This is a genomic window from Kordiimonas lipolytica, assembly GCF_001550065.1.
Window position 1 is genome coordinate 452,451 of record NZ_LRUB01000002.1, and the last position, 18,791, is coordinate 471,241.

Here is an 18,791-nt window from a genome sequence, read left to right on the forward strand (position 1 = left end):
GCGGTTTTCTTCTTTGGTGCAACCGTTAAGATGCGGCGTGAGAGAGGAAAATTACCACGATGATAGCTGCGTTTATGACACTATGGCTTGCTGCGGCCCCGCCCGCGGACTGTGCTCCTGTTGAAAAAGAGATCCACGGCACGTCCCTTGAAGGGCAGTTGATGCCTGGCCAGAAAGTGATGGCGGTGCCACCTGGCTGCCGGGACATGCAGCGGATGGATTTTGTGATCTTCACTTCAAGCGAGAGTGTCAATCTGGTGATCAAGCAAATCTGGGGTATGCCTGGGGATATACTGTCGGTCGATGACAAAGGCTATGTGTATGTCAATGGCGAGCATGTGCTGACGCCGTTTGATAAGCCCTACCGGTTGAACCCCTATTTCAAGCGCAAGCTGAAGAAGTTTGAGGGCGAACTGCATGACTATCTTTTGATGGGGCATCCGGGCAGCCTTGATAGCGGCAGGGTCGGGCCCATTGCCTATAAGGACATTGTTGGAATCGTGGAAAAGGAAGAAGGCCGCGCGCGGCCTTAAGGATTGATTGCCGAAAGCTGGCTCCGGTACCGTCGGCTGGCCGGCACGATTGAGCCATCACGGAGGCTGATCTCGGCGTCGCCGTCTGACTTGGGCTTCACAGACGTGATGCTTTCGGCATTGACGGCATATGACCGATGCACACGAATGACATTCAGCCCCGCTTCGGAAAGCTGGCTTTCCAGCCGTGCCATGCTCAGGCGCACAAGATGCATGGTGCTGCCTGCATACAGTTCCACATAATTGCCGGCGGCCTTGGCATAGAGGAAATCTGACGGCTTTATCCAGATCAGCTCGCTGCCGCATTTGAAGGCGAGGCGCTTTTCCGGCGTGTGGCTGGTGCCTTCCTTCAGGGCTTGTTCGCGCCGGACCAGTGCCTGTACGAGATACATGAGCGACACGAACAGGATATAGGTCACGACATCCTTGCGGTATTCATAAAGGGCATCCCGCCAAACCACGTCGAGGAAGCTATAGTTTTTCCCAAGCAGGCCCCAGAAGATCAGTTTCCTGAGGAATACCATGCCTGCCACGTGAATAGCAGAAAAGGCAATGCTGAGCCCCAAGTGCGCGAGCACGGCTTTCTTCATGCCGTCTGCATCAAGCGGCAGCCGACGCACAAACCAGCTGACGACAGGAAACAGCAGAATGATGAAAACGGCGCTTGTAGCTTCGGTAATCCAGGGGATGTATGTGTCAAGCTCATCGCCGCGGCGGTCTGCGTCCGTCAGGATCGACAGGGCATTGACTGCCACAATCACCAGCGTGACCAGCGAGACCACGCCCCACAGGAAGCGTTCGTTCCAGCTGGGAAGGCAGTCATTGTAGAATTTCCGAAGCCCTTTCATGCCTGCCACTATATCGCCGCGGGCCATGTCGCGAAACTGCAAAGCAAAGCGTCTTGTCCCGAATATGCCGCCGCTCGTCCCAGGACGGCGGCTACTAGGCCCTTGAGCCGCATAAGAAAGCCGCCGCTCGTCCCACCGGTGCGGTGGTTCGCGTCAGGCCATCTGGCCGTTTCGGAGGTGTCATGATTTTCTGTGCGAACCCGAATAAAACGACGCGAGGAAAAAATGACAAACTCAATAAACACCCGGCGGCACGACCTGGACTGGCTCAGGGTTATCGCCTTCGGCCTGCTGATTTTTTATCATGTGGGCATGTATTATGTAACGTGGGGATGGCACGTAAAAAGCCCCTATGAAAGCGACTTCCTTGAGCCTGCCATGATGCTGCTCAACCCATGGCGTCTGTCGCTCCTGTTTGTGATTTCTGGTATTGCAGTTCGTTTCGCTGCGGACAAGGCAAGTGCGGGCAGCTTCGCCTGGTCGCGCCTGAAACGGCTGACAGTTCCATTCTTTTTCGGTGCTTTCGTGATCGTCGCGCCGCAGACCTATTTTGAATTGCTGCGCGTAGGCGCAATTGAGCCCGGATACTGGGATTTCTACACGGGGTATGTGGATCTTGACCAGCGCTGGCAGGTGTTCACGCCCACCTATAATCATCTTTGGTATGTGCTTTATGTGCTGATCTATACGCTCCTTGTCATTCCGCTGCTGCCCCTGATGCGGGGGCTGAAGGCGGGCGTGCGCCTGCAGCAGCTGATGCAGACACCGCTGGTTCTGGTCGTGCCTGCGCTTTTGTTTGTGCTGTACCGTTTCACAACTGACGTAACCTGGCCGGAAACGCACGATATTCGCGGTGATTGGGGTGCCCATATTCGCTACTTCAGCTATTTTGTCGTGGGTTTGTTGGTTGCCAAAAGTGACGCTTTCTGGACCGGGATTGCCCACCAATGGAAATTGTCGCTTGGGCTTGCTGTTGTCGGTGGCGCGACGCTTTCGCTTGTTTGGGCCAATTGGGATATGCTCGACGTTGATGGTGTCTTCATGCAGTTGGCGCGCGCGGCCCGTATTTTCTATATCTGGTGGGTCATTTGTGCACTCTTTGGTGCCGCACAGCGCTATCTGAACCACCCAAGTCAGACGCTCAGCTATCTCACGGAAGCGGTATTCCCATACTATATCCTGCACCAGACGGTCATCATCGTGATCGGTGTGGCGGTGGCTCCTTACCTGCTCGGCGCCGTGCCTGAGTTTCTTCTTGTCACGTTTGGGACCATCGGCGCATGCATGCTGCTCCATGAGTATGTCATCCGCCGTGTCGGGTTGCTGCGGCCGCTTTTTGGCCTGAAGCCGAAAGCGGCGAGCCCGGTTGGCAGGCCTGCAATGGTCAAGGCCCAGACGATCTGAGGGTTAACGAGAAGCGGCGCAGCCACTATGGCCGCGCCGCTACATAATCGGTGTATCCATGATGTTATGCCGCCAGTTTTTGTGCCCGCAGCACGAGGGTTTCAATTCGTGCGCTTTTCACAGTGATAATCTGACGTACCTTGTTCAGAAGCACGCCGGCTGAATGATCGTCCATGTCCGAGCAATCAAGCTCAATCCACTGGAAGCCTTCTTCCGTCATCCGGGCGGAAACGGTGTCGCAATCCTGACCGCGGATCGAGAAAAGCTCCAGCACGCGCGACAGGGTGTTCGGGTCATATTCCGCCATGACGGAAAAACGGGTTCGGGTATTTCCTCGCAATACCATGACTTGGGTCTCCACTAAAAAACGCCGCCCCCGCCCGACTAATCGGGCCCTTCTGGGGTGCGGCTTTGTGTCTAAGATGTGATTAATTTAGCCCAAGAGGTGCGAGAAAAGGTTCCTATTGTCGCAGGTTTAGCATATAAAGTGAGAAAATTTCTCATTTAATAATGGCAAATCGAAACTATGGCCGACAATATTGACGATCTTGACGCACGTATCCTGAATTTGCTGCAGGAAGACGCGCGAATCCCGCTGGTGGACCTGGCCGAAAAAGTCGCCTCAAGCCGCTCGGCCGTTTGGCGCCGTATCCAGAAAATGGAAGAGGCTGGCGTGATTGCCAGACACACCGTGATCCTGGATGCCGAAAAGGCGGGGCTTGGCGTCTTGGTGTTTGCGCAGGTGAAGATGCATGCCCACAGTCGGGATGTGTTGCCGGATTTCATGGAAAAGGTGCGCGGTTTTCCCGAGGTGATCGAATGCCACACGCTGATGGGGGATATCGATTTTATCCTGAAGGTACGGGTCAGGGACGTTCAGGCCTATGAAGAGTTCTTCTGGAACCACTTGTCGCAGATCGACGGCGTGCGCGAGATCAATAGTTCCATTGCCCTGACGGCCGTGAAAAACACCACCAAGCTGCAGGTGACGGCGAATTAATCGTTTGGTCTGAACACGCGTTCCAGATAGTCGCGGTATAGCGCAACCTGCTGCGGCAGGACCGATTTTTCGCCCAAAGAGCGCGACACAACGATGCCGCCTTCAATGAGCGTGGTCAGGAGGTCGGCCATCACATCCATATCCACCTCGCCTTTTGGCGGGTATTTTTCTGCAATCGCTTCCAGACGGTCCCGGAACAGGTCCCGCCATTCCAGAATGCCCTGTTTGTTCAGGTCATGGATTTCCTTGTTGAACAGCTGATACTGGTAGGTGCAGGAGGCGATCAGGCAGCCGGGGTGTGTTTTCGGCAGGTCACGCAGCATGTCTGTGAGGCCGTCGATCATATGCAGGAACTGCTCAAGCGGGTCGTCGGTGGCCGCGTCTGCGGCTTCAAACAGGTCCGCAAAGGCCTTGTTGTCACGCTCCAGATAGCGAAGATACATATGCTTCGCCAGCTCCGCCTTGTCCTTGAAATGATAAAAGAAGCCGCTTTTGGTGATACCAGCGGCTGCGATCAGTTCATCAATACTGGTGGCGGCGAAGCCTTTTTCCAGGACGGACTGTTCCGCAAGTTCAAGGATCAGGTCTCGTTTTGACTGTTTCTGTTCTGTCACAGGCCCCATTCCGTGTGTCAAAAAACATATAAATCAATGGCTTGGCTTTACTGTACCATAAGTACACTAGCCCGCCCATGACCAAATAAAGATAGTGGCCGCGAACGGGCGCCATGGTTGGACGCCTGAAAACTAAAAACAGACGCGAGGAAAAACCATGACCAATAGCAATCTGCCAAATGCTGGCGAGCTGATTTATCTGACAGACAGCGGGCTTGAAACCACGCTGATTTTCCATGAAGGATGGGATCTGCCGTATTTTGCGGCGTTTGACCTTCTGAAAACAGAAAAGGGCCAAAAGGCGCTTCAGGCTTATTACATGCGCCACGGTGAAATCGCGATCGACCAGGGGCGCGGCTTTTTGATGGAAGGCCCAACCTGGCGCGCGAGCGCTGACTGGGGCGACAAGCTGGACTATTCAGCTGACGCACTGGCTGCCGCCAATCGTGCTTCGATCGATCTGATGAATGACGTGCGCAGGACATTGCAGGCACACGCGGATATCCCTGTGTTGGTCAGCGGCTGCATCGGGCCGCGCGGTGACGGCTATGTGGCCGGCGAGGTGATGTCGGCTGAGGAGGCGCGTACCTACCACCAAGCTCAAGCCGATGCGTTCATGGAGGCCGGGGCGGATATCATCGGTGCCATCACCATGACCAATATTCCGGAAGCAACAGGCGTGGCCCTTGCCGCAAAAGAGGCCGGGATGCCGGTTGCCATCTCCTTCACCGTTGAAACCGACGGTCGGCTGCCAAGCGGTGATGCCCTCAAGGCTGCCATTGCGGCAGTGGATGCGGCAACAGGTGCCTATCCGGCCTATTATATGATCAACTGCGCCCACCCGGAGCATTTTGGCCATGTGCTGGAAGCGGATGCCGCCTGGATGAAGCGCATCGGCGGCCTTCGGGCCAATGCATCGCGCTGCAGTCATGCAGAACTTGATGAAGCCGAAGAGCTGGACGACGGCAACCCCGAAGAATTGGGCCAGCAATATCGGGCGCTTCTTGAAATCTTCCCGCAGATCAAAGTGCTGGGCGGATGCTGTGGCACCGATCACCGTCATATCGCCAGCATCGCGAAGGCGTGTGCGTCTCTTTCAAAGGCAGCATAAAGGCGCGCGCGGCATTCTTGATGTCGCCCCCGGGCAACAAGCGCCTTGCCCGGGGGCGTGCCATGCAGTATAGCGGGAACAGGTGGTGCTGGCCCGGCGTCTGAGGCGTTGGGCAGCTAAGAGGGAACACGGAGGTTGACCTGTCAACCATATGCCGTGGCTGTACCCGCAACTGTGATTGGGGACGCGTTTCAATAAGGCCCACTGGACCGTTGTAAGGTCTGGGAAGGGTGAAACCGCGGATGATCCAAAAGCCAGGAGACCTGCCACCGCGTCGCCCATCTGTCAGCCGGGCTAGCTGATCAGAGCGGTTCTCCCGCAATGGCGACAATCCCGCTGAAACGCGCGGAGATTGTCCCTGTCTTGATAAGGCAAGCTCCCCTTCAGTGGTTTTGTGCAACCAAAGACAACGGGAGCGGGCATGCCGTTTGCCCTGCATTTGAAAAACTGGTTGATCGCAGCATGCTTCGCGCTGTTGCTTCCAACGCGCGTCTCTGCGGGGCCGACTGTGGCGGGGCTGGACTTCTGCGCCGACCAATATGTCCTGGCCTTTGCGAACCGGTCTGACATTGTCGCCGTGTCCCGTGATGCGCAGGGTCCCAGTTCCTATTACCGAAATCGCGCAGTCGGTCTGCCTGTCCTTCAGGGCGGTGCGGAAGAATTGCTGATGCTGAGGCCAGATGTTCTGGTGCGCAGCTGGAGCGGAAGTGCCGCCATGGACCAGCGTTTTGACCGGGTCGGCATTACGGCCTATCAGCCACCTTATGCGCTCAGTTTTGAGGCCAATCTGAAGAATTTCGCCGATGTGGCGGCCCTTCTTGGGCATGAGGCCGAGGGCGAGGCCTTCATGGCGGACTATATGGCCCGCTACCGGGCGCTGCAGCAGGCAGCGCCGATCCCCCTGAAGGCTGTCTACATGACGCCCAGCGGCTTCACTGCAGGTCGCGGTAGTTCGGTGGATGATGTGATCCGCCTGGCAGGGCTCGACCCTATTGCAGAGGATCTCGGCCTCAATGGGTGGGGTCCTCTGCCGCTAGAGCAGTTGGTGATAACGCCGCCTGATGTTGTGATCGGCAGTTTCTTTGAAGAAGGGGCTGTGCATGTCTCGAACTGGAGCGGTGGGCGCCACACAGTGTTCCGCGACCTTGTAGCCGATGTCCCCTCCATCATGGTGCCCAGTGGGATGATGTCCTGTGGGGGCGCCTTCATGGTGGATGCCGCTGAATATATTCGTGCGGAAATCAGGCGTATGGGCCTTGTGCCCACAACAGTGGCGACCGCCTCCAAAGCGCTGGAGGGCCGCCGATGATCAGGGCACTTGGGCAGAATGGAACGCCGCTCAATGTGGCGCTCGTGGCGATTATCCTGATCGTCGCGTTGATGTCAGGAATGTTCGGGCAAGTTGATCTGGATTTGGTGCAAGTGGGGACGGCCGTGTTCGGGCCAGCCGATAGCCCTGAGGCCATCATCGTGCGCGAACTCAGGCTGCCGCGGGTGCTTCTGGCGATCCTGGCCGGTGCATCGCTCGGCTATTCGGGGGCGGCGCTTCAAGGCCTGCTCAGGAACCCGTTGGCGGACCCGGGCGTGATTGGCGTGTCGGCAAGCGCGAGTCTCGGTGCCGTGATTGCGATCTATATGGGGCTCGCGGCCCTGACGCCGGTCGCTATTCCTGTGATGGCCATGGTGGGGGCTTTTGCTTCTACCGCCATCCTGATGCTGCTGGCATCAAGGGACGCCAGCGTGCTGACGCTGATCCTCGCGGGCATCGGGATTTCGAGCCTCGCGACGGCGGCGATCGCGCTTGTTATGAATTTTACATCCAACCCGGTGACCGTGCAGGAAATGGTGATGTGGATGCTGGGCTCGCTTGAGAACCGCACCTTTGATGACCTGACGCTGGCGGGGCCTTTCATCGTGGCCGGTTGGATTGTGATGATGGGCGTGGGGCAGGGCCTGAATGCCCTTAGCCTTGGTGAAGACGCGGCACACACGTTGGGGATTGACTTGAAGCGTTTGCGCTGGCGCGTTGTGCTTGGGACTGCGCTCTCGGTTGGGGCGACGGTATCTGTATGTGGTGCGGTCGGGTTTGTCGGGCTTGTGGTGCCGCATATGGTGCGGGCAGTAATCGGCTATGAGCCGCGCCGCTTGTTGTTGCCCAGTGCCCTGCTGGGTGCAATCCTGATGATGCTGGCTGATATCCTCACACGCCTGCCTATTGGCCACGGCCAATTGCGCCTGGGGGTGGTGATGGCCATTATCGGTGCGCCTGTGTTCCTCTATATCGTGTTCAAGACGCGGGAGAGCATGCGATGAACGGGCTGCATGTCTCGGGCCTCTCCGTCACACTGGGCGGCAACCGTATCCTCAGCGACGTGTCTTTCGATGTTGAGCCCGGCCATGTGGTTGGGCTGATCGGCGCCAATGGGGCGGGAAAAAGCACGGCGCTCAAGGCGGTGCTGGGCATCGTGGCGCCTGAGGCGGGCGACATCCGAGTTGGCGAACAGGATGTGGTGGACCTCAGTCCTCGCGAACGCGCCAAGAAGCTTTCCTATGTGCCACAGGGCGCTCCGGTCCACTGGCCGCTAACGGCGGAACGCCTGGTGGGGCTTGGTCGCACACCACACCTGACACCCTGGCAGGATGTGACGGACGCTGATCAGGCCATGATTCGGTGTGTGATGCAGGAGACCGATTGCTGGCACCTGCGCGACCGCCTTGTGACGACTTTGTCTGGCGGGGAACGCTCGCGTGTGCTTTTGGCGCGCACCATGGCGGTGGGTGCCCCCTTCATGCTGGCGGATGAACCAACATCATCGCTTGATCCGCTACATCAGCTGCAGGTGATGGATATCATGCGTGGCCAGGCTGCTTGTGGCGCCGGTGTGCTGGTGGTGCTGCATGATCTTAGCTTCGCCCTGCGTTACTGCGACCGCCTGGTGCTCTTGCACCAAGGCGGCGTTCTGGCGTCTGGTAGCCCCGCTGAAGTGCTGACCGACGCGAACCTCGAGACCGCTTTCCAGGTGAAGGTCGCCCGATGGACCGAGGGCGGGGAGCAGTTTTTGGCGCCCCACGCCGCAAACGGGGGATAGGCCGTGGCCCGCTCGCTCATGCTGCAGGGCACGGGCTCTGACGTTGGCAAGTCCGTGTTGGTGGCGGGGCTGTGCCGCGCCTTCCACAATCGTGGACTGAAAGTCCGGCCCTTCAAGCCGCAGAATATGTCGAACAATGCCGCCGTCGCCAAAGAGGGTGGCGAGATCGGCCGCGCCCAGTGGCTGCAGGCCCGCGCCGCGCGCGTTCCTCCAAGCGTTCATATGAACCCGGTTCTTCTGAAGCCCGAAAGCGATACAGGTGCGCAGATTGTGCTGCAGGGTCAGGTTTACGGCAGGGCTGAGGCTCATACCTATCAGGAATGCAAGCAGGACCTGTTCGCGCGCGTGATTGAGAGCTATGAGCGCCTGAAGGCGGAAGCCGATCTTGTGCTGGTGGAAGGTGCCGGGAGCCCGGCGGAAGTGAACCTGCGGGCCACGGATATTGCCAATATGGGCTTCGCACTGCCGACCCAAACCCCCGTGGCGCTGGTGGGGGACATTAACCGGGGTGGTGTTATCGCCGCCGTTGTGGGCACGTATGCCCTGCTGCCGCCTGAGGAACGCGCCCTGATCAAGGGTGTGATCATCAACCAGTTCCGGGGCGATGTACGCCTGTTTGATGGCGGCCTCAAAACGATCACGGAAGTTACAGGCTGGCAGGACTTTGGCGTTGTGCCTTTCCTGCGCTGCGTGCGCGACCTTCCGGCGGAGGATGCTGTGGTGCTTGAGGGGGCGAGTGAAAAACGCAAGGGCCATCTGCGCATCGTCGTGCCCATGCTGCCGCGTATTGCCAATTTTGATGATCTGGACCCCTTGCGAGCGGAGCCGGGTGTGGAGGTGATTTTCATACGTCCAGGCACACCGTTGCCGCGTGACGGGGACCTAATTGTGTTGCCTGGAACCAAAGCGACCATCGCTGACCTCAGGTTTCTCAAGGCCGAAGGCTGGGATCTGGACATCAAGGCCCATGTGCGAACCGGTGGACGCGTGCTGGGCATTTGCGGCGGCTATCAGATGCTGGGCATTAGGGTGTCTGACCCGAACGGCGTGGAAGGTGCAACCGGTGAAGAAGAGGGACTTGGCCTGTTGAATGTTGAGACCATCCTGCAGAAGAACAAGGAAGTGCGTGAGGTGATGGCACACGCGCCGGTGCTTGGTGTGGACCTTGTCGGATACGAAATCCATACAGGCGATACCATTAGCATGGGCTCTGGTAGCCCCTTCATTCTTTCTGGAGGGGCAAGCTTAGGTGTTATGTCTAAAGATGGTCGTGTGATGGGAACATATGTGCACGGTCTTTTTGAGAAAGCAGCCTTTAGGCAGGCCTTTCTCAGTCGCTGTGGGAAAGCAGGGGAAACATTACAGGATCATAGCCAAAGGGTAGACCAAACGCTGGATGATCTGGCTGAAGCCCTTGAAAAGCACCTTGATCTTGATGCCCTTTATGCGGCAAGCAGATAAACAGGCGAGCAGCCAAGGCTACCAAGGGACAGGGCCATGGAAAATTTACTGACCATCTTCGATATCGCGGGCATCTTCGTGTTCGCTGTTTCCGGTGCACTGGCGGCGGTCAGAAACGGTATGGACCTGTTCGGGATTATTGTGCTTGCGCTGATGCCAGCTGTTGGCGGCGGAACCCTTCGCGACCTGATGCTGGACCAGCCAGTTTTCTGGATCGAAGGCACGCAGACCATCTGGATCGCACTTGGCGCAGCTTTCCTGACTTTTCTGGGGGCACGCTACCTGGATGGCAAGCGCTTGAAGTGGCTTGCCTGGGCGGATGCGATCGGTCTGTCGCTCTTTTGCGTGGTGGGTGCGGAAAAAGCACTAGACGTCTCAGGCAGCATGCTTGTGGCAACCATGATGGGTGTTGTGACCGGCGTTGCGGGCGGTATCATCCGTGATGTCATCTGCAACGAAATCCCGTTCGTGATGAAAAGAGGCGAGATTTACGCCACGGCCGCCTTCTTTGGTGCCGGGGCTTTCTGCTTGCTGGTCTATGTCGGTGTTGCGGGACCCATCGCGTTATGGCTTGCCATGCTTGGGGCTTTCCTGATGCGCGCCGGCGGCATCGTTAAGGGCTGGACGCTGCCGCAGGCACTGCACTAGTGCGACCTAGAAGCTCAGTATCTGCCCGGCCTTTGGGTCTACGCGGCCATCGACCATGTCTGAATAGATGCTCAGCATCAGGCTGGGGCCTTTGTGGCGCTCAATCTCAATCCAGCTGGCGGCAGGTTTGATGAAGCTGAGCCAGGCTTCAGCCGTATTTTTCTGGAATCCTTCAGGGCCCCAGTCTGCCAGCCGTTTCTGGCCCTGGGACGGGGCAAAAAACATGGTTGGCTTGGCACCGGGCAGGTTCGAATTGTCGCCCATCTCATCCCAGTGGGACGCGCCAACCGCACAGCTATAGACCAGATTGTCGCCGAAATGCGTATGCACATCGGTCCGCACCTGGCCGCTACCGGCCATATCAATATAGATGGTCTTCTTTGACGCATCCAGGCTGGCTACGTCGCCGTATGCCACGGCCTTGTCGTAACAGCCAAGGCTTTCAACGAAGCCAATGTTGCCGGGGGACGTGAGCCCGATCACATGGGTGCCGTCCCGTTTGGCCAATTGGAAGGCTGCGCCGAATGCCGTTTTTGAGGAGGCGCTTGAAAGCACAACCTGCGTGGCACCGAAAAAATCATTGTCTGCCATGAAATCATCGATCAGAAAGCTGGTCATGAACAGGGGGCGGAAGATCATCTGCAGGTCTTCCATGCTTTCTACATAGCCCGGATCAGTGGCGGCATTGACATACTGGTTATAGACGATTGCGAGCTCTGCCCTGTGCGGGCTGCCGTCCAGGAAACCGCCGGGGGTGACTTTTGCGGGCCTCACTACCAGATGCGTGGACATCGGGTAGTATCCGTAGAAGCGTTCGCCTACTTTCACGCCAGGATGGTTGCTGGCTTCCACATCTGCAAAGCCCCAAACCGGGATACGGCCCCAGCCATTTTCGGCCGGGAAAAATTGCCAGTATTTCATCACGTCACCGAAGGCAGCGTATGTCACATTGTTAGCTGTGAAGGCGAACCGGTCCAGCTTCAGCAGCACTTCGCCATCCTTCAAATCAGGCAGGTCGTGGCTTCTGAACTCGGTCTTGTGGAGGTCCGCTTTGGCGACCAGAAAATCGGTGCACTGTGTCATGTGATGCTCTTTTGCCCATGGTTTTTATTTTGTCCGTTAGACATGACCTAGGGTGAAGCTTTTTGCATTCAACTGCTCTTGTCGCTGCCGCGCCAAAAAGGCATACTGCGTTCAATTGGGGATCCTGGAGGACGGATACTATGGAATTTTTCAATACTGACGAGCTTGATACCGACAAGCTGGTGGCGCAGGCCACGGACATGGGCCTTACGATTATCGCTGCCATCCTGGTACTGATTATCGGTCTTTGGCTGGCCGGCGTGGTGGAGCGGCGCCTGAACGCCATGTTCAAGCGAAGTGACAAGATTGATGCAACTGTTTCGACCTTCCTGGCGAGCCTTGCGAAATATGTTGTGATTATATTCACGGGTATCGCGCTTCTGGACCAATTTGGTATCGAAACCACATCGCTTGTGGCCGTGCTTGGTGCTGCGGGTCTTGCGATCGGTCTCGCGCTGCAGGGCACGCTTTCGAACCTGGCGGCGGGTGTGATGCTGCTGATTTTCCGGCCTTTCAAAGTGGGGCAATTTGTGGAGGTGGGCGGTCATGCTGGCACGGTAAAGGGTATTTCCCTGTTCCTGACCAAGCTGGATACCGGTGACAATGTGCGCATCACCATCCCCAACAATTCGGTATGGGGCAGCTCCATCCGCAACTTCAACCATCATGATACGCGCCGCCTTCAAATCGTTTACGGCATCGGCTATGGCGACGATATAGACAAGGCGATGGCTATTATCAAAAGCTGTATCGAGGCAGACGAGCGCTGCATGAAAGACCCAGAGCCGGTGATCGCAGTGACGTCTCTTGGCGAGAGCTCCGTGGATATCATGGTGCGGGTGTGGTGTGCGTCTGGGGACTATTGGGCGCTGAACTGGCATCTTCTGAAAACCGTCAAGGAGCGGTTCGACGCTGATGGTGTCTCGATCCCCTATCCTTGTCGCACCATCTATCAGGGCGAATAAGGCGCAAGACTACATCTTTCGTTTAAAAAAATCGTTCAGGGCAGCCTGTGGTCAGTCAAAACCATTTCATTGGTTGACTGCGCCCGGGCTGCCCTGTTTTATGTCGCGGGTGGGCCCTGCGGCTGGGTGGTGCAGGGCCTTAGGAAAATAAGAATATCTCGTTACAGCTCCTGGAGGGGATCAATGATTAAAGCAGTACTCAAGTCGTCCGTTGCGGCGACGGCTCTGTTGCTTGCGGCGTGCGGCAACAGCGAACAATCGAATGACGCACCGGCGAACGAGCAGGTCGTTGCTAAAGCAGACGTGACGCCTGAACTAGGCAGCTTCGGTGTTGACCTGACCGCACAGAAAACCAGCGTCAAGCCGGGCGACAACTTCTTCGAATATATGAACGGGACCTGGCTCGACACGTTTGAGTTGCCGGCTGACCGCACCAACTATGGCGCCTTCACTGTGTTGGCCGAACGGTCCCGCGACCGGACCAAAGCCATCATCGACGAAGTGACCGCGGGTGATTTCCCGCAAGGGTCCGTCGAACAGAAGATCGGCGACTATTACAACAGCTACATGGATGTGGAAGCGATCAATGCGCGTGGCATTGAGCCCCTGCGTCCGCTGTTGGATGAAATCGCGGCTGTCGAAGACGTGACGGGACTGACCCGCATGTTCGGTCGTGAAGGCATGGACAGCATGATTTCGCCAGTATCCGGCGGCCTTGGCATCGATCGCGAAAACCCGGACTATTATATCCTGAACCTCGGCCTTGGCGGCCTTGGCCTGCCGGACCGCGACTATTATCTGGACGACAGTGAACGCTTCCAGGGCATCCGTGACGCCTATAAAGCCCACATCGCAGAGATGCTCGGCTTCGCGGGCGTAAGTGCGGAAGACGCAGCTGCACAGGCAGAAACCATTCTGGCACTTGAGACCAGGCTGGCTGAGAAACAGTGGGAACGTGCAGACCGCCGCGACCGCACCAAGAACTTCAACCCGACCACCATGGAAGAGCTGAAGGCGAACTACACAGGGTTCGATTGGGACGCTTTCTTCGCGGCAGGCGGCATTGAAGGCCTGGCGAAAGTGAACGTAAGCGGCCCGCAGCCGCTGAAGGATGCTATCGCGCTGGTGAACGAGATCCCGGTGGCTGATTGGAAGGCCTACCTGACCTATCATACCATTTCGAACCACGCGGCGATCCTGTCCGAGGAAATTGATACGGCTAACTTCAACTTCTTTGGCAAGACACTGCGCGGCCAACAGGAACAGCAGGACCGATGGAAGCGTGCAACGGCACGTGTCGGCGCCCTGAATGCCCTGGGTGAGGCTATTGGTCAGGTATATGTGAAGCGTCATTTCCCACCTGAAGCGAAGGCCGAGATGGTCAAGCTGGTGGAGAACCTGCGCACGGCCATGGGCCAGCGGATCGACGGCCTTGACTGGATGGGTGAAGAAACCAAGAAGGAAGCGCATGCCAAGCTTGCCTCCTTCAATCCGAAGATCGGTTACCCGAACAAATGGAAAGACCTGTCGAAGATCGACATCAAGGAAGGTGACCTGTTCGCCAACGCCAAAGCGATCGACGCCTTCAATTATGAAGATCTGCTGGGCCGCTTCAAGCGCAAGACCGACAAGGACGAGTGGTTTATGACGCCACAAACGGTCAACGCCTACTATAACCCGCAGTTCAACGAGATCGTATTCCCGGCGGCAATCCTGCAGCCTCCGTTCTTTGATCTGGGTGCAGACCCGGCTGTCAACTATGGCGGCATTGGTGCAGTGATCGGCCACGAAATGGGTCACGGCTTCGATGACCAAGGGTCCAAATCTGACGCCACAGGCGTGCAGCGCAACTGGTGGACCGACGAGGATCGCGCGGCGTTTGAGAAGCTGACGTCCGTGCTTGGCGCGCAGTATGACCAGTATGAGCCGGTACCTGGCAACCATGTGGACGGCACTTTCACCATGGGTGAAAATATTGGTGACCTTGGTGGCCTGCGCATGGCTTACACGGCCTACAAGCTGTCTTTGGGCGGCAAGGAAGCGCCAGTGATTGACGGCCTGACCGGCGACCAGCGCTTCTTCATGGCCTGGGCGCAGGTTTGGAAGCGCAAGTATGCAGAAGAAGAACTTCTGAACCGCCTGAAGTCTGACCCGCACAGCCCGTCTGAATACCGGACCAACGGCATCGTGCGTAACATGGATGAATGGTACGAAGCCTTCGACGTGAAGGAAGGCGATGCGCTTTACCTGCCGCCGGAAGAGCGCGTGCAAATCTGGTAATCCAGTATCACGAGAAGATTGGGAAGGGCCGGTTTTCCGGCCCTTTTCTTTTGGGCTGTTCCGGGTTTTCACAAACGGCTGATTTCGGCGTCTTTTTTGCGAGACTGATCAAGAGCAGGAGGGAGATATGTCAGGAAAATCACCAGTCACCATCACCGTTGTTACAGAGAACAATACAGGCGGGAATATTTCTGAAGTGAAAGTTACCGTGGGCGGAGAAGTGATCGACAATCTGACCGGCCTCGGCAAAGGCGCAAGTTCGCTGCCAAACCAATATAGCGGCCCTTCCGGCGATTTGGCCTGGACAGTGTCTTTCAGGGATGATGACGGAAACAAGAAAGCTGGCTCTGTCGATAGCGGCGCAACCAAGGCTGACCACAGCGCAAAGGTCATCCTGAATGCAGACGATTTCAATGTTAGTAAGCCAAGCGGTGATGCCACAGGCGACTATGACTAACGCTTTCCAAGCAATGACAGAATGATTGAAGGGCCGGTTTTTCCGGTCCTTTTTCTTGTTCACAAAATCCAAATTGACGCGTCTGCCCGTTAGCGAGCATTTCGGTTAGACGGAGGGCGTCGTGCGACGGCACAGAATGGTCAATATGATCCTGGTAGCGGCCAACAGGACAGGCGGCCCAATAGAACAGGTCAAGATTGCGATTGGAAGCAAGATGCTGGTGTGTCTGCCGAAGCTGGCGGCGGGGGAGATGTCCTTGCCAACGGAGTATAATGGGCCGACCGGGTCTCATGTCTGGCGCGTATGGCTGGTGGATGAAAACGGCAAACGCCGACGGGGCAAGGCCATTTGCCCGGTCACTCGCAAGGATGACAACAGGTGTGCTGTTGTTACCCTGCATCTGGGCGATTTTGTTGTTACCAAACGGCGTTGCCGCGCTGTTTCTTAAACAGTGCTGTTTTTTGAAGCTGAGTGAAAATTTTTGCTTCACAAACATAAATGCCGGGCGTCAGGCGTAATGGGGTATGTTTGTGCAGTATTCGGTTCAGTCGCGCTGTATGCACTTTTTGTCGCATTTTTCTGGTGCCCTCGGGCCTGCTTCCCATATGACTGCGGTTGAATTCAATGTCCAATCGTGGGGGAGGGGCACAGATGACCGATGCTGTTTTGGCGGTTGTTGCTGCAGTATTTCTTTTATCAGTTTCCGCTTTTTCAACAAACGCTGAGCCGAGGGAGCAACCGGAGGTGCGCATGCTGCCTGGCGGCACCTATATTTTATATGGTGGCGCTGACTTGGGGTCCTCCGTTGGAGTGGTTGAAACGCAGGACGGCCTTGTCTTGATCGACACGATGGAAGCCGGTGCCGCAGACCAGCTCGGGCAGGCCCTGCGTCGGCTTTCAAAGAAGCCTGTAAGTCATATATTCAACACGCACGGACACCGGGATCATTCAGGTGGTAATGACGTCTTCCTTCGCCAGGGCGCTCGCCTCATGGACTATCAGGTGCTGATGGCAAGCCGCGATGAGGTGAGTGGATTGGGTGATGCGCTTACGCTTGCACTGGGCGGTGTGCGGATTGAGATTCATGCAATCGCCGCCCACACGTCAGGCGATATCGTTGTTTTTTTGCCGGATCAGAATGTTATCTTCATGGGGGATACATTCACAACAAACTGGCATCCCACCTTTTATGCGGGTGGTGAAACAGGGCAGCTTGCGGTGATCGACAAGGTGCTTCAGCTCGCAGATGAACACACGGTGATTGTGCCGGGGCACGGCCGGGCGGGGAACCGTGACAGCCTGCTTTTGTATCGGTCTGCCTTCCGTCGCTGGATGGAGAAAATACGGGCTCTTTCGCACAAGGGCGCAAGCGTGCATGACATGCAGGCGGACCCCGAGTTGCGGCAAATCTCAGTGCGTTTCCTGCAGGATGGCAGTACCCAAGCGTTGCCTGAATGCGCATACCAGCGCTTCGTTGAGCGTACAATCTCAACCGAGCTGATGCCGACTGACCGGGAAGTTCTTGCGCATCTGGAGGACTATATCGGGGCGTACCGATATGAAGACGGCATTATCCTGCGGATCGAACGCGCTGATGGCGGCGTGCGCGTGACCGAAGGCGGAGCCCTGTCTGGTCTCGCTGTCCCACTATCAAAAACCCGGTTTCATTTTCGCGGGCGACTGGAGGGCGAAGGACACCTGACTTTCCAGATTGACGCCGAAGGCAAGGTTTCAGGTGTCACCTATATGGACGACGCAGAGAGCTGGTCGGCGGTCCGAATCCACAACTAGTGGGGCGCCTGCTTGTCTGGTATCCTTCCCTAAACAATTGGGGATGTTATGACGCGCTCTGCTGTGTGCCGGTTGGCGATGGTTTCAATGTTTCTGCTGCTTTCCGGATGCGCGGGAAGTGGCTTTTTCTGTAAAGCGGACCATGATGATCCGAAAGTCGCCAGCTTGATGCGCGATAGCTGCGCGGGCAACCGTGGTGCCAGCATGCAGTTGGGGTTGTGGTTCGAAGGGCATGATGACTATGAGATGGCGGTGCGCTATTACCGCGTGGCAGCCACGCCGGATATTGGCCAGACCTTTATCTGGGTACCGCCGGCGGGTGATGTTGGCGGGTATGTCATGCCCATCAGCACAGGGCCGGGGACACCCGGTAACGCCGAAGCGCAATATCGGCTGGGGCTGATGTACCGTGACGGCAGGGGCGTGAAGCAGAGTGTTGCGAAAGCGCGCAGCTATTTCCAGCAGGCCGCTGAACAGGGCCACGCTGACGCGAAGGCGATCCTCGCGGCTAACGGCTAGCTTCGCCTAAAAGCCAATCGGTGAAGGTTTTTACCTTCTTCAAGCTGCCTCGCCCTTCGGTATAGGCCAAATAGTATGCATTCCGGCTTTTCACTGGCCCGCCAAACGGGGCAATCAGGCGGCCTGTCGCCAGATCATCCGCCACATACATCAGCGGCAACACGGCCACCCCCAGGCCGGACCGCGCGGCCTCGATCATCATGGTGAAATTCTCGAACTGGGCGCCGCCGCGCGCGCCGCTGTCCGCCAGGCCCGTGCCCTCCAGCCATTCGGTCCAGGCGGTGGGGCGGGTGGTCATCAAAAGCCGGTCATAGTCATTGATGTTGGCGTCTTCCTTGCCTTTCATCAGGGCAGGGGCGACGACAGCGATGATCTCCTCACTCACCACCTTGTGGCTGGTCATGCCTGGCCAATTGCCGTCGCCATACTGCACGGCGACATCCGCGTTCGCGGCCTTGAAGTCATCTGGCGTCAGGCCCGTGACGATGTTGAGCTGGATGTCAGGGTAGGCGGCTGTGAAGTCGCCCAGCTTCGGGATCAGCCAGCGTGAGCCGAATGTGGGCAGAAGCCCCAAGGTCAGCACGCGGTCATCTGCGCCCCAGGTGATAAGTTTCAATGTCTCATTCTCTAGCCCGGCCAGGAGGGGAGCGACCGCAGCGGCATACTGTTTGCCCGCTTCCGTGGGCACAAGGCGTTTGCGCTCGCGCCTGAAAAGGCTTTGGCGTACGAATTCCTCCAGGTTGCCGATCTGGCGGCTGACCGCGCTTTGCGTCAGGTTCAGGGCCTCGGCGGCGCGGGTGACCTGGCCGGTTTTCATGACCTGCTCAAAGCATTCAAGGGCGATCAGGCTGGGAATTCTGCGTTTCATGGCTCAGATTCATGATTATTTGTAATGATAATAGTCCGAAATGTTACTTTATGAGGCCAGAAATTACTATATACATTCACTAAATTCATTAAGTGCCCGCCCGCGCGGGCGTAGTTGAGG

At 57.1% G+C, this 18,791-nt stretch carries 20 protein-coding genes and 1 riboswitch; of the genes, 15 read left to right on the plus strand and 5 right to left on the minus strand.

Features of this window, described 5'->3' with window-relative positions; translation table 11 throughout:
• Positions 1-74 precede the first annotated feature (74 nt).
• Positions 75-533, plus strand: a complete 459-nt coding sequence (locus KORM41_RS02290; RefSeq protein WP_231727084.1) for a S26 family signal peptidase — start codon at positions 75-77, stop codon at positions 531-533.
• Here KORM41_RS02290 and KORM41_RS02295 read toward each other — a convergent pair.
• Complete coding sequence (locus KORM41_RS02295; protein WP_068143943.1) at positions 530-1,423, minus strand: LytR/AlgR family response regulator transcription factor; 894 nt, start codon at positions 1,421-1,423, stop codon at positions 530-532. The genes KORM41_RS02290 and KORM41_RS02295 overlap by 4 nt on opposite strands.
• Before the next feature lie 183 nt (positions 1,424-1,606).
• On the opposite strand from KORM41_RS02295, the gene KORM41_RS02300 reads away from it, so the two are divergent.
• Positions 1,607-2,785 (plus strand): acyltransferase family protein, encoded by a 1,179-nt coding sequence (locus tag KORM41_RS02300; RefSeq protein ID WP_068143944.1) that lies wholly within the window; start codon positions 1,607-1,609, stop codon positions 2,783-2,785.
• A gap of 64 nt (positions 2,786-2,849) precedes the next feature.
• Here KORM41_RS02300 and KORM41_RS02305 read toward each other — a convergent pair whose 3' ends face one another.
• Positions 2,850-3,092, minus strand: a complete 243-nt coding sequence (locus tag KORM41_RS02305; RefSeq protein ID WP_068143947.1) for a hypothetical protein — start codon at positions 3,090-3,092, stop codon at positions 2,850-2,852.
• 219 nt (positions 3,093-3,311) lie between these two features.
• Between KORM41_RS02305 and KORM41_RS02310 the strand changes: the two genes are divergently transcribed.
• On the plus strand, positions 3,312-3,785 hold the full coding sequence (locus KORM41_RS02310) for an Lrp/AsnC family transcriptional regulator (protein WP_068143949.1): 474 nt from the start codon (positions 3,312-3,314) through the stop codon (positions 3,783-3,785).
• On the opposite strand, the gene KORM41_RS02315 is transcribed toward KORM41_RS02310, so the two are convergent.
• Positions 3,782-4,408 carry a TetR/AcrR family transcriptional regulator gene (locus KORM41_RS02315; RefSeq protein WP_068143950.1) on the minus strand — a complete coding sequence of 209 codons (627 nt, stop codon included), beginning with the start codon at positions 4,406-4,408 and terminating at the stop codon, positions 3,782-3,784. The genes KORM41_RS02310 and KORM41_RS02315 overlap by 4 nt on opposite strands.
• Positions 4,409-4,556: 148 nt before the next feature.
• Here KORM41_RS02315 and KORM41_RS02320 point away from each other — a divergent pair, with 148 nt between their 5' ends.
• The 6 genes from KORM41_RS02320 (at position 4,557) to KORM41_RS02345 (ending at position 10,708) form a co-directional block, all read left to right on the plus strand.
• Complete coding sequence (locus KORM41_RS02320) at positions 4,557-5,510, plus strand: homocysteine S-methyltransferase family protein (RefSeq protein ID WP_068143952.1); 954 nt, start codon at positions 4,557-4,559, stop codon at positions 5,508-5,510.
• Between the two features lie 66 nt (positions 5,511-5,576).
• A riboswitch (cobalamin riboswitch) is annotated at positions 5,577-5,795 on the plus strand.
• Positions 5,796-5,931: 136 nt separating this feature from the next.
• Positions 5,932-6,819 carry an ABC transporter substrate-binding protein gene (locus KORM41_RS02325; protein ID WP_068143953.1) on the plus strand — a complete coding sequence of 296 codons (888 nt, stop codon included), beginning with the start codon at positions 5,932-5,934 and terminating at the stop codon, positions 6,817-6,819.
• Entirely contained in the window at positions 6,816-7,823 is a 1,008-nt protein-coding gene (locus tag KORM41_RS02330) for a FecCD family ABC transporter permease (RefSeq protein WP_068143955.1), read from the plus strand. The genes KORM41_RS02325 and KORM41_RS02330 overlap by 4 nt, the downstream gene beginning before the upstream one ends.
• Entirely contained in the window at positions 7,820-8,599 is a 780-nt protein-coding gene (locus tag KORM41_RS02335; protein WP_068143957.1) for an ABC transporter ATP-binding protein, read from the plus strand. The genes KORM41_RS02330 and KORM41_RS02335 overlap by 4 nt, the downstream gene beginning before the upstream one ends.
• 3 nt (positions 8,600-8,602) lie before the next feature.
• A complete protein-coding gene (locus KORM41_RS02340) occupies positions 8,603-10,060 on the plus strand; it encodes a cobyric acid synthase (RefSeq protein WP_068143960.1) in 1,458 nt (485 codons plus the stop codon).
• A gap of 36 nt (positions 10,061-10,096) precedes the next feature.
• Positions 10,097-10,708, plus strand: a complete 612-nt coding sequence (locus tag KORM41_RS02345) for a trimeric intracellular cation channel family protein (RefSeq protein WP_068143962.1) — start codon at positions 10,097-10,099, stop codon at positions 10,706-10,708.
• A 6-nt stretch (positions 10,709-10,714) separates the two neighbouring features.
• On the opposite strand, the gene KORM41_RS02350 is transcribed toward KORM41_RS02345, so the two are convergent.
• On the minus strand, positions 10,715-11,791 hold the full coding sequence (locus KORM41_RS02350) for a DUF2855 family protein (protein ID WP_068143964.1): 1,077 nt from the start codon (positions 11,789-11,791) through the stop codon (positions 10,715-10,717).
• A 140-nt stretch (positions 11,792-11,931) separates the two neighbouring features.
• Between KORM41_RS02350 and KORM41_RS02355 the strand changes: the two genes are divergently transcribed.
• From KORM41_RS02355 to KORM41_RS22335, 6 genes are all read left to right on the plus strand, one after another.
• Complete coding sequence (locus tag KORM41_RS02355; RefSeq protein WP_082719680.1) at positions 11,932-12,756, plus strand: mechanosensitive ion channel family protein; 825 nt, start codon at positions 11,932-11,934, stop codon at positions 12,754-12,756.
• A 183-nt stretch (positions 12,757-12,939) separates the two neighbouring features.
• Complete coding sequence (locus tag KORM41_RS02360) at positions 12,940-15,036, plus strand: M13 family metallopeptidase (protein ID WP_068143967.1); 2,097 nt, start codon at positions 12,940-12,942, stop codon at positions 15,034-15,036.
• Positions 15,037-15,163: 127 nt separating this feature from the next.
• Positions 15,164-15,493 (plus strand): hypothetical protein, encoded by a 330-nt coding sequence (locus KORM41_RS02365; RefSeq protein WP_068143969.1) that lies wholly within the window; start codon positions 15,164-15,166, stop codon positions 15,491-15,493.
• Between the two features lie 121 nt (positions 15,494-15,614).
• On the plus strand, positions 15,615-15,941 hold the full coding sequence (locus tag KORM41_RS02370) for an SH3 domain-containing protein (RefSeq protein WP_156431860.1): 327 nt from the start codon (positions 15,615-15,617) through the stop codon (positions 15,939-15,941).
• 203 nt (positions 15,942-16,144) lie between these two features.
• Positions 16,145-17,284, plus strand: coding sequence for an MBL fold metallo-hydrolase (locus KORM41_RS02375; RefSeq protein WP_068143973.1), 1,140 nt, complete (start codon positions 16,145-16,147; stop codon positions 17,282-17,284).
• A 48-nt stretch (positions 17,285-17,332) separates the two neighbouring features.
• Positions 17,333-17,803, plus strand: a complete 471-nt coding sequence (locus KORM41_RS22335) for a tetratricopeptide repeat protein (protein WP_068143976.1) — start codon at positions 17,333-17,335, stop codon at positions 17,801-17,803.
• Here KORM41_RS22335 and KORM41_RS02385 read toward each other — a convergent pair.
• Positions 17,793-18,671: a LysR substrate-binding domain-containing protein gene (locus KORM41_RS02385; RefSeq protein WP_068143978.1), complete on the minus strand. Its 879-nt coding sequence runs from the start codon at positions 18,669-18,671 to the stop codon at positions 17,793-17,795. The genes KORM41_RS22335 and KORM41_RS02385 overlap by 11 nt on opposite strands.
• Positions 18,672-18,791: the final 120 nt, after the last annotated feature.

Coding starts and splice junctions, on each gene's coding strand:
- KORM41_RS02315 (WP_068143950.1), bottom strand. CDS start 4,408: ATGGGGCCTGTGACAGAACAGAAACAGTCAAAACGAGACCTGATCCTT.
- KORM41_RS02375 (WP_068143973.1), top strand. CDS start 16,145: ATGACCGATGCTGTTTTGGCGGTTGTTGCTGCAGTATTTCTTTTATCA.
- KORM41_RS02385 (WP_068143978.1), bottom strand. CDS start 18,671: ATGAAACGCAGAATTCCCAGCCTGATCGCCCTTGAATGCTTTGAGCAG.
- KORM41_RS02350 (WP_068143964.1), bottom strand. CDS start 11,791: ATGACACAGTGCACCGATTTTCTGGTCGCCAAAGCGGACCTCCACAAG.
- KORM41_RS02330 (WP_068143955.1), top strand. CDS start 6,816: ATGATCAGGGCACTTGGGCAGAATGGAACGCCGCTCAATGTGGCGCTC.
- KORM41_RS02300 (WP_068143944.1), top strand. CDS start 1,607: ATGACAAACTCAATAAACACCCGGCGGCACGACCTGGACTGGCTCAGG.
- KORM41_RS02325 (WP_068143953.1), top strand. CDS start 5,932: ATGCCGTTTGCCCTGCATTTGAAAAACTGGTTGATCGCAGCATGCTTC.
- KORM41_RS02335 (WP_068143957.1), top strand. CDS start 7,820: ATGAACGGGCTGCATGTCTCGGGCCTCTCCGTCACACTGGGCGGCAAC.
- KORM41_RS02305 (WP_068143947.1), bottom strand. CDS start 3,092: ATGGCGGAATATGACCCGAACACCCTGTCGCGCGTGCTGGAGCTTTTC.
- KORM41_RS02345 (WP_068143962.1), top strand. CDS start 10,097: ATGGAAAATTTACTGACCATCTTCGATATCGCGGGCATCTTCGTGTTC.
- KORM41_RS02360 (WP_068143967.1), top strand. CDS start 12,940: ATGATTAAAGCAGTACTCAAGTCGTCCGTTGCGGCGACGGCTCTGTTG.
- KORM41_RS02320 (WP_068143952.1), top strand. CDS start 4,557: ATGACCAATAGCAATCTGCCAAATGCTGGCGAGCTGATTTATCTGACA.
- KORM41_RS02355 (WP_082719680.1), top strand. CDS start 11,932: ATGGAATTTTTCAATACTGACGAGCTTGATACCGACAAGCTGGTGGCG.
- KORM41_RS02310 (WP_068143949.1), top strand. CDS start 3,312: ATGGCCGACAATATTGACGATCTTGACGCACGTATCCTGAATTTGCTG.
- KORM41_RS22335 (WP_068143976.1), top strand. CDS start 17,333: ATGACGCGCTCTGCTGTGTGCCGGTTGGCGATGGTTTCAATGTTTCTG.
- KORM41_RS02290 (WP_231727084.1), top strand. CDS start 75: ATGACACTATGGCTTGCTGCGGCCCCGCCCGCGGACTGTGCTCCTGTT.
- KORM41_RS02365 (WP_068143969.1), top strand. CDS start 15,164: ATGTCAGGAAAATCACCAGTCACCATCACCGTTGTTACAGAGAACAAT.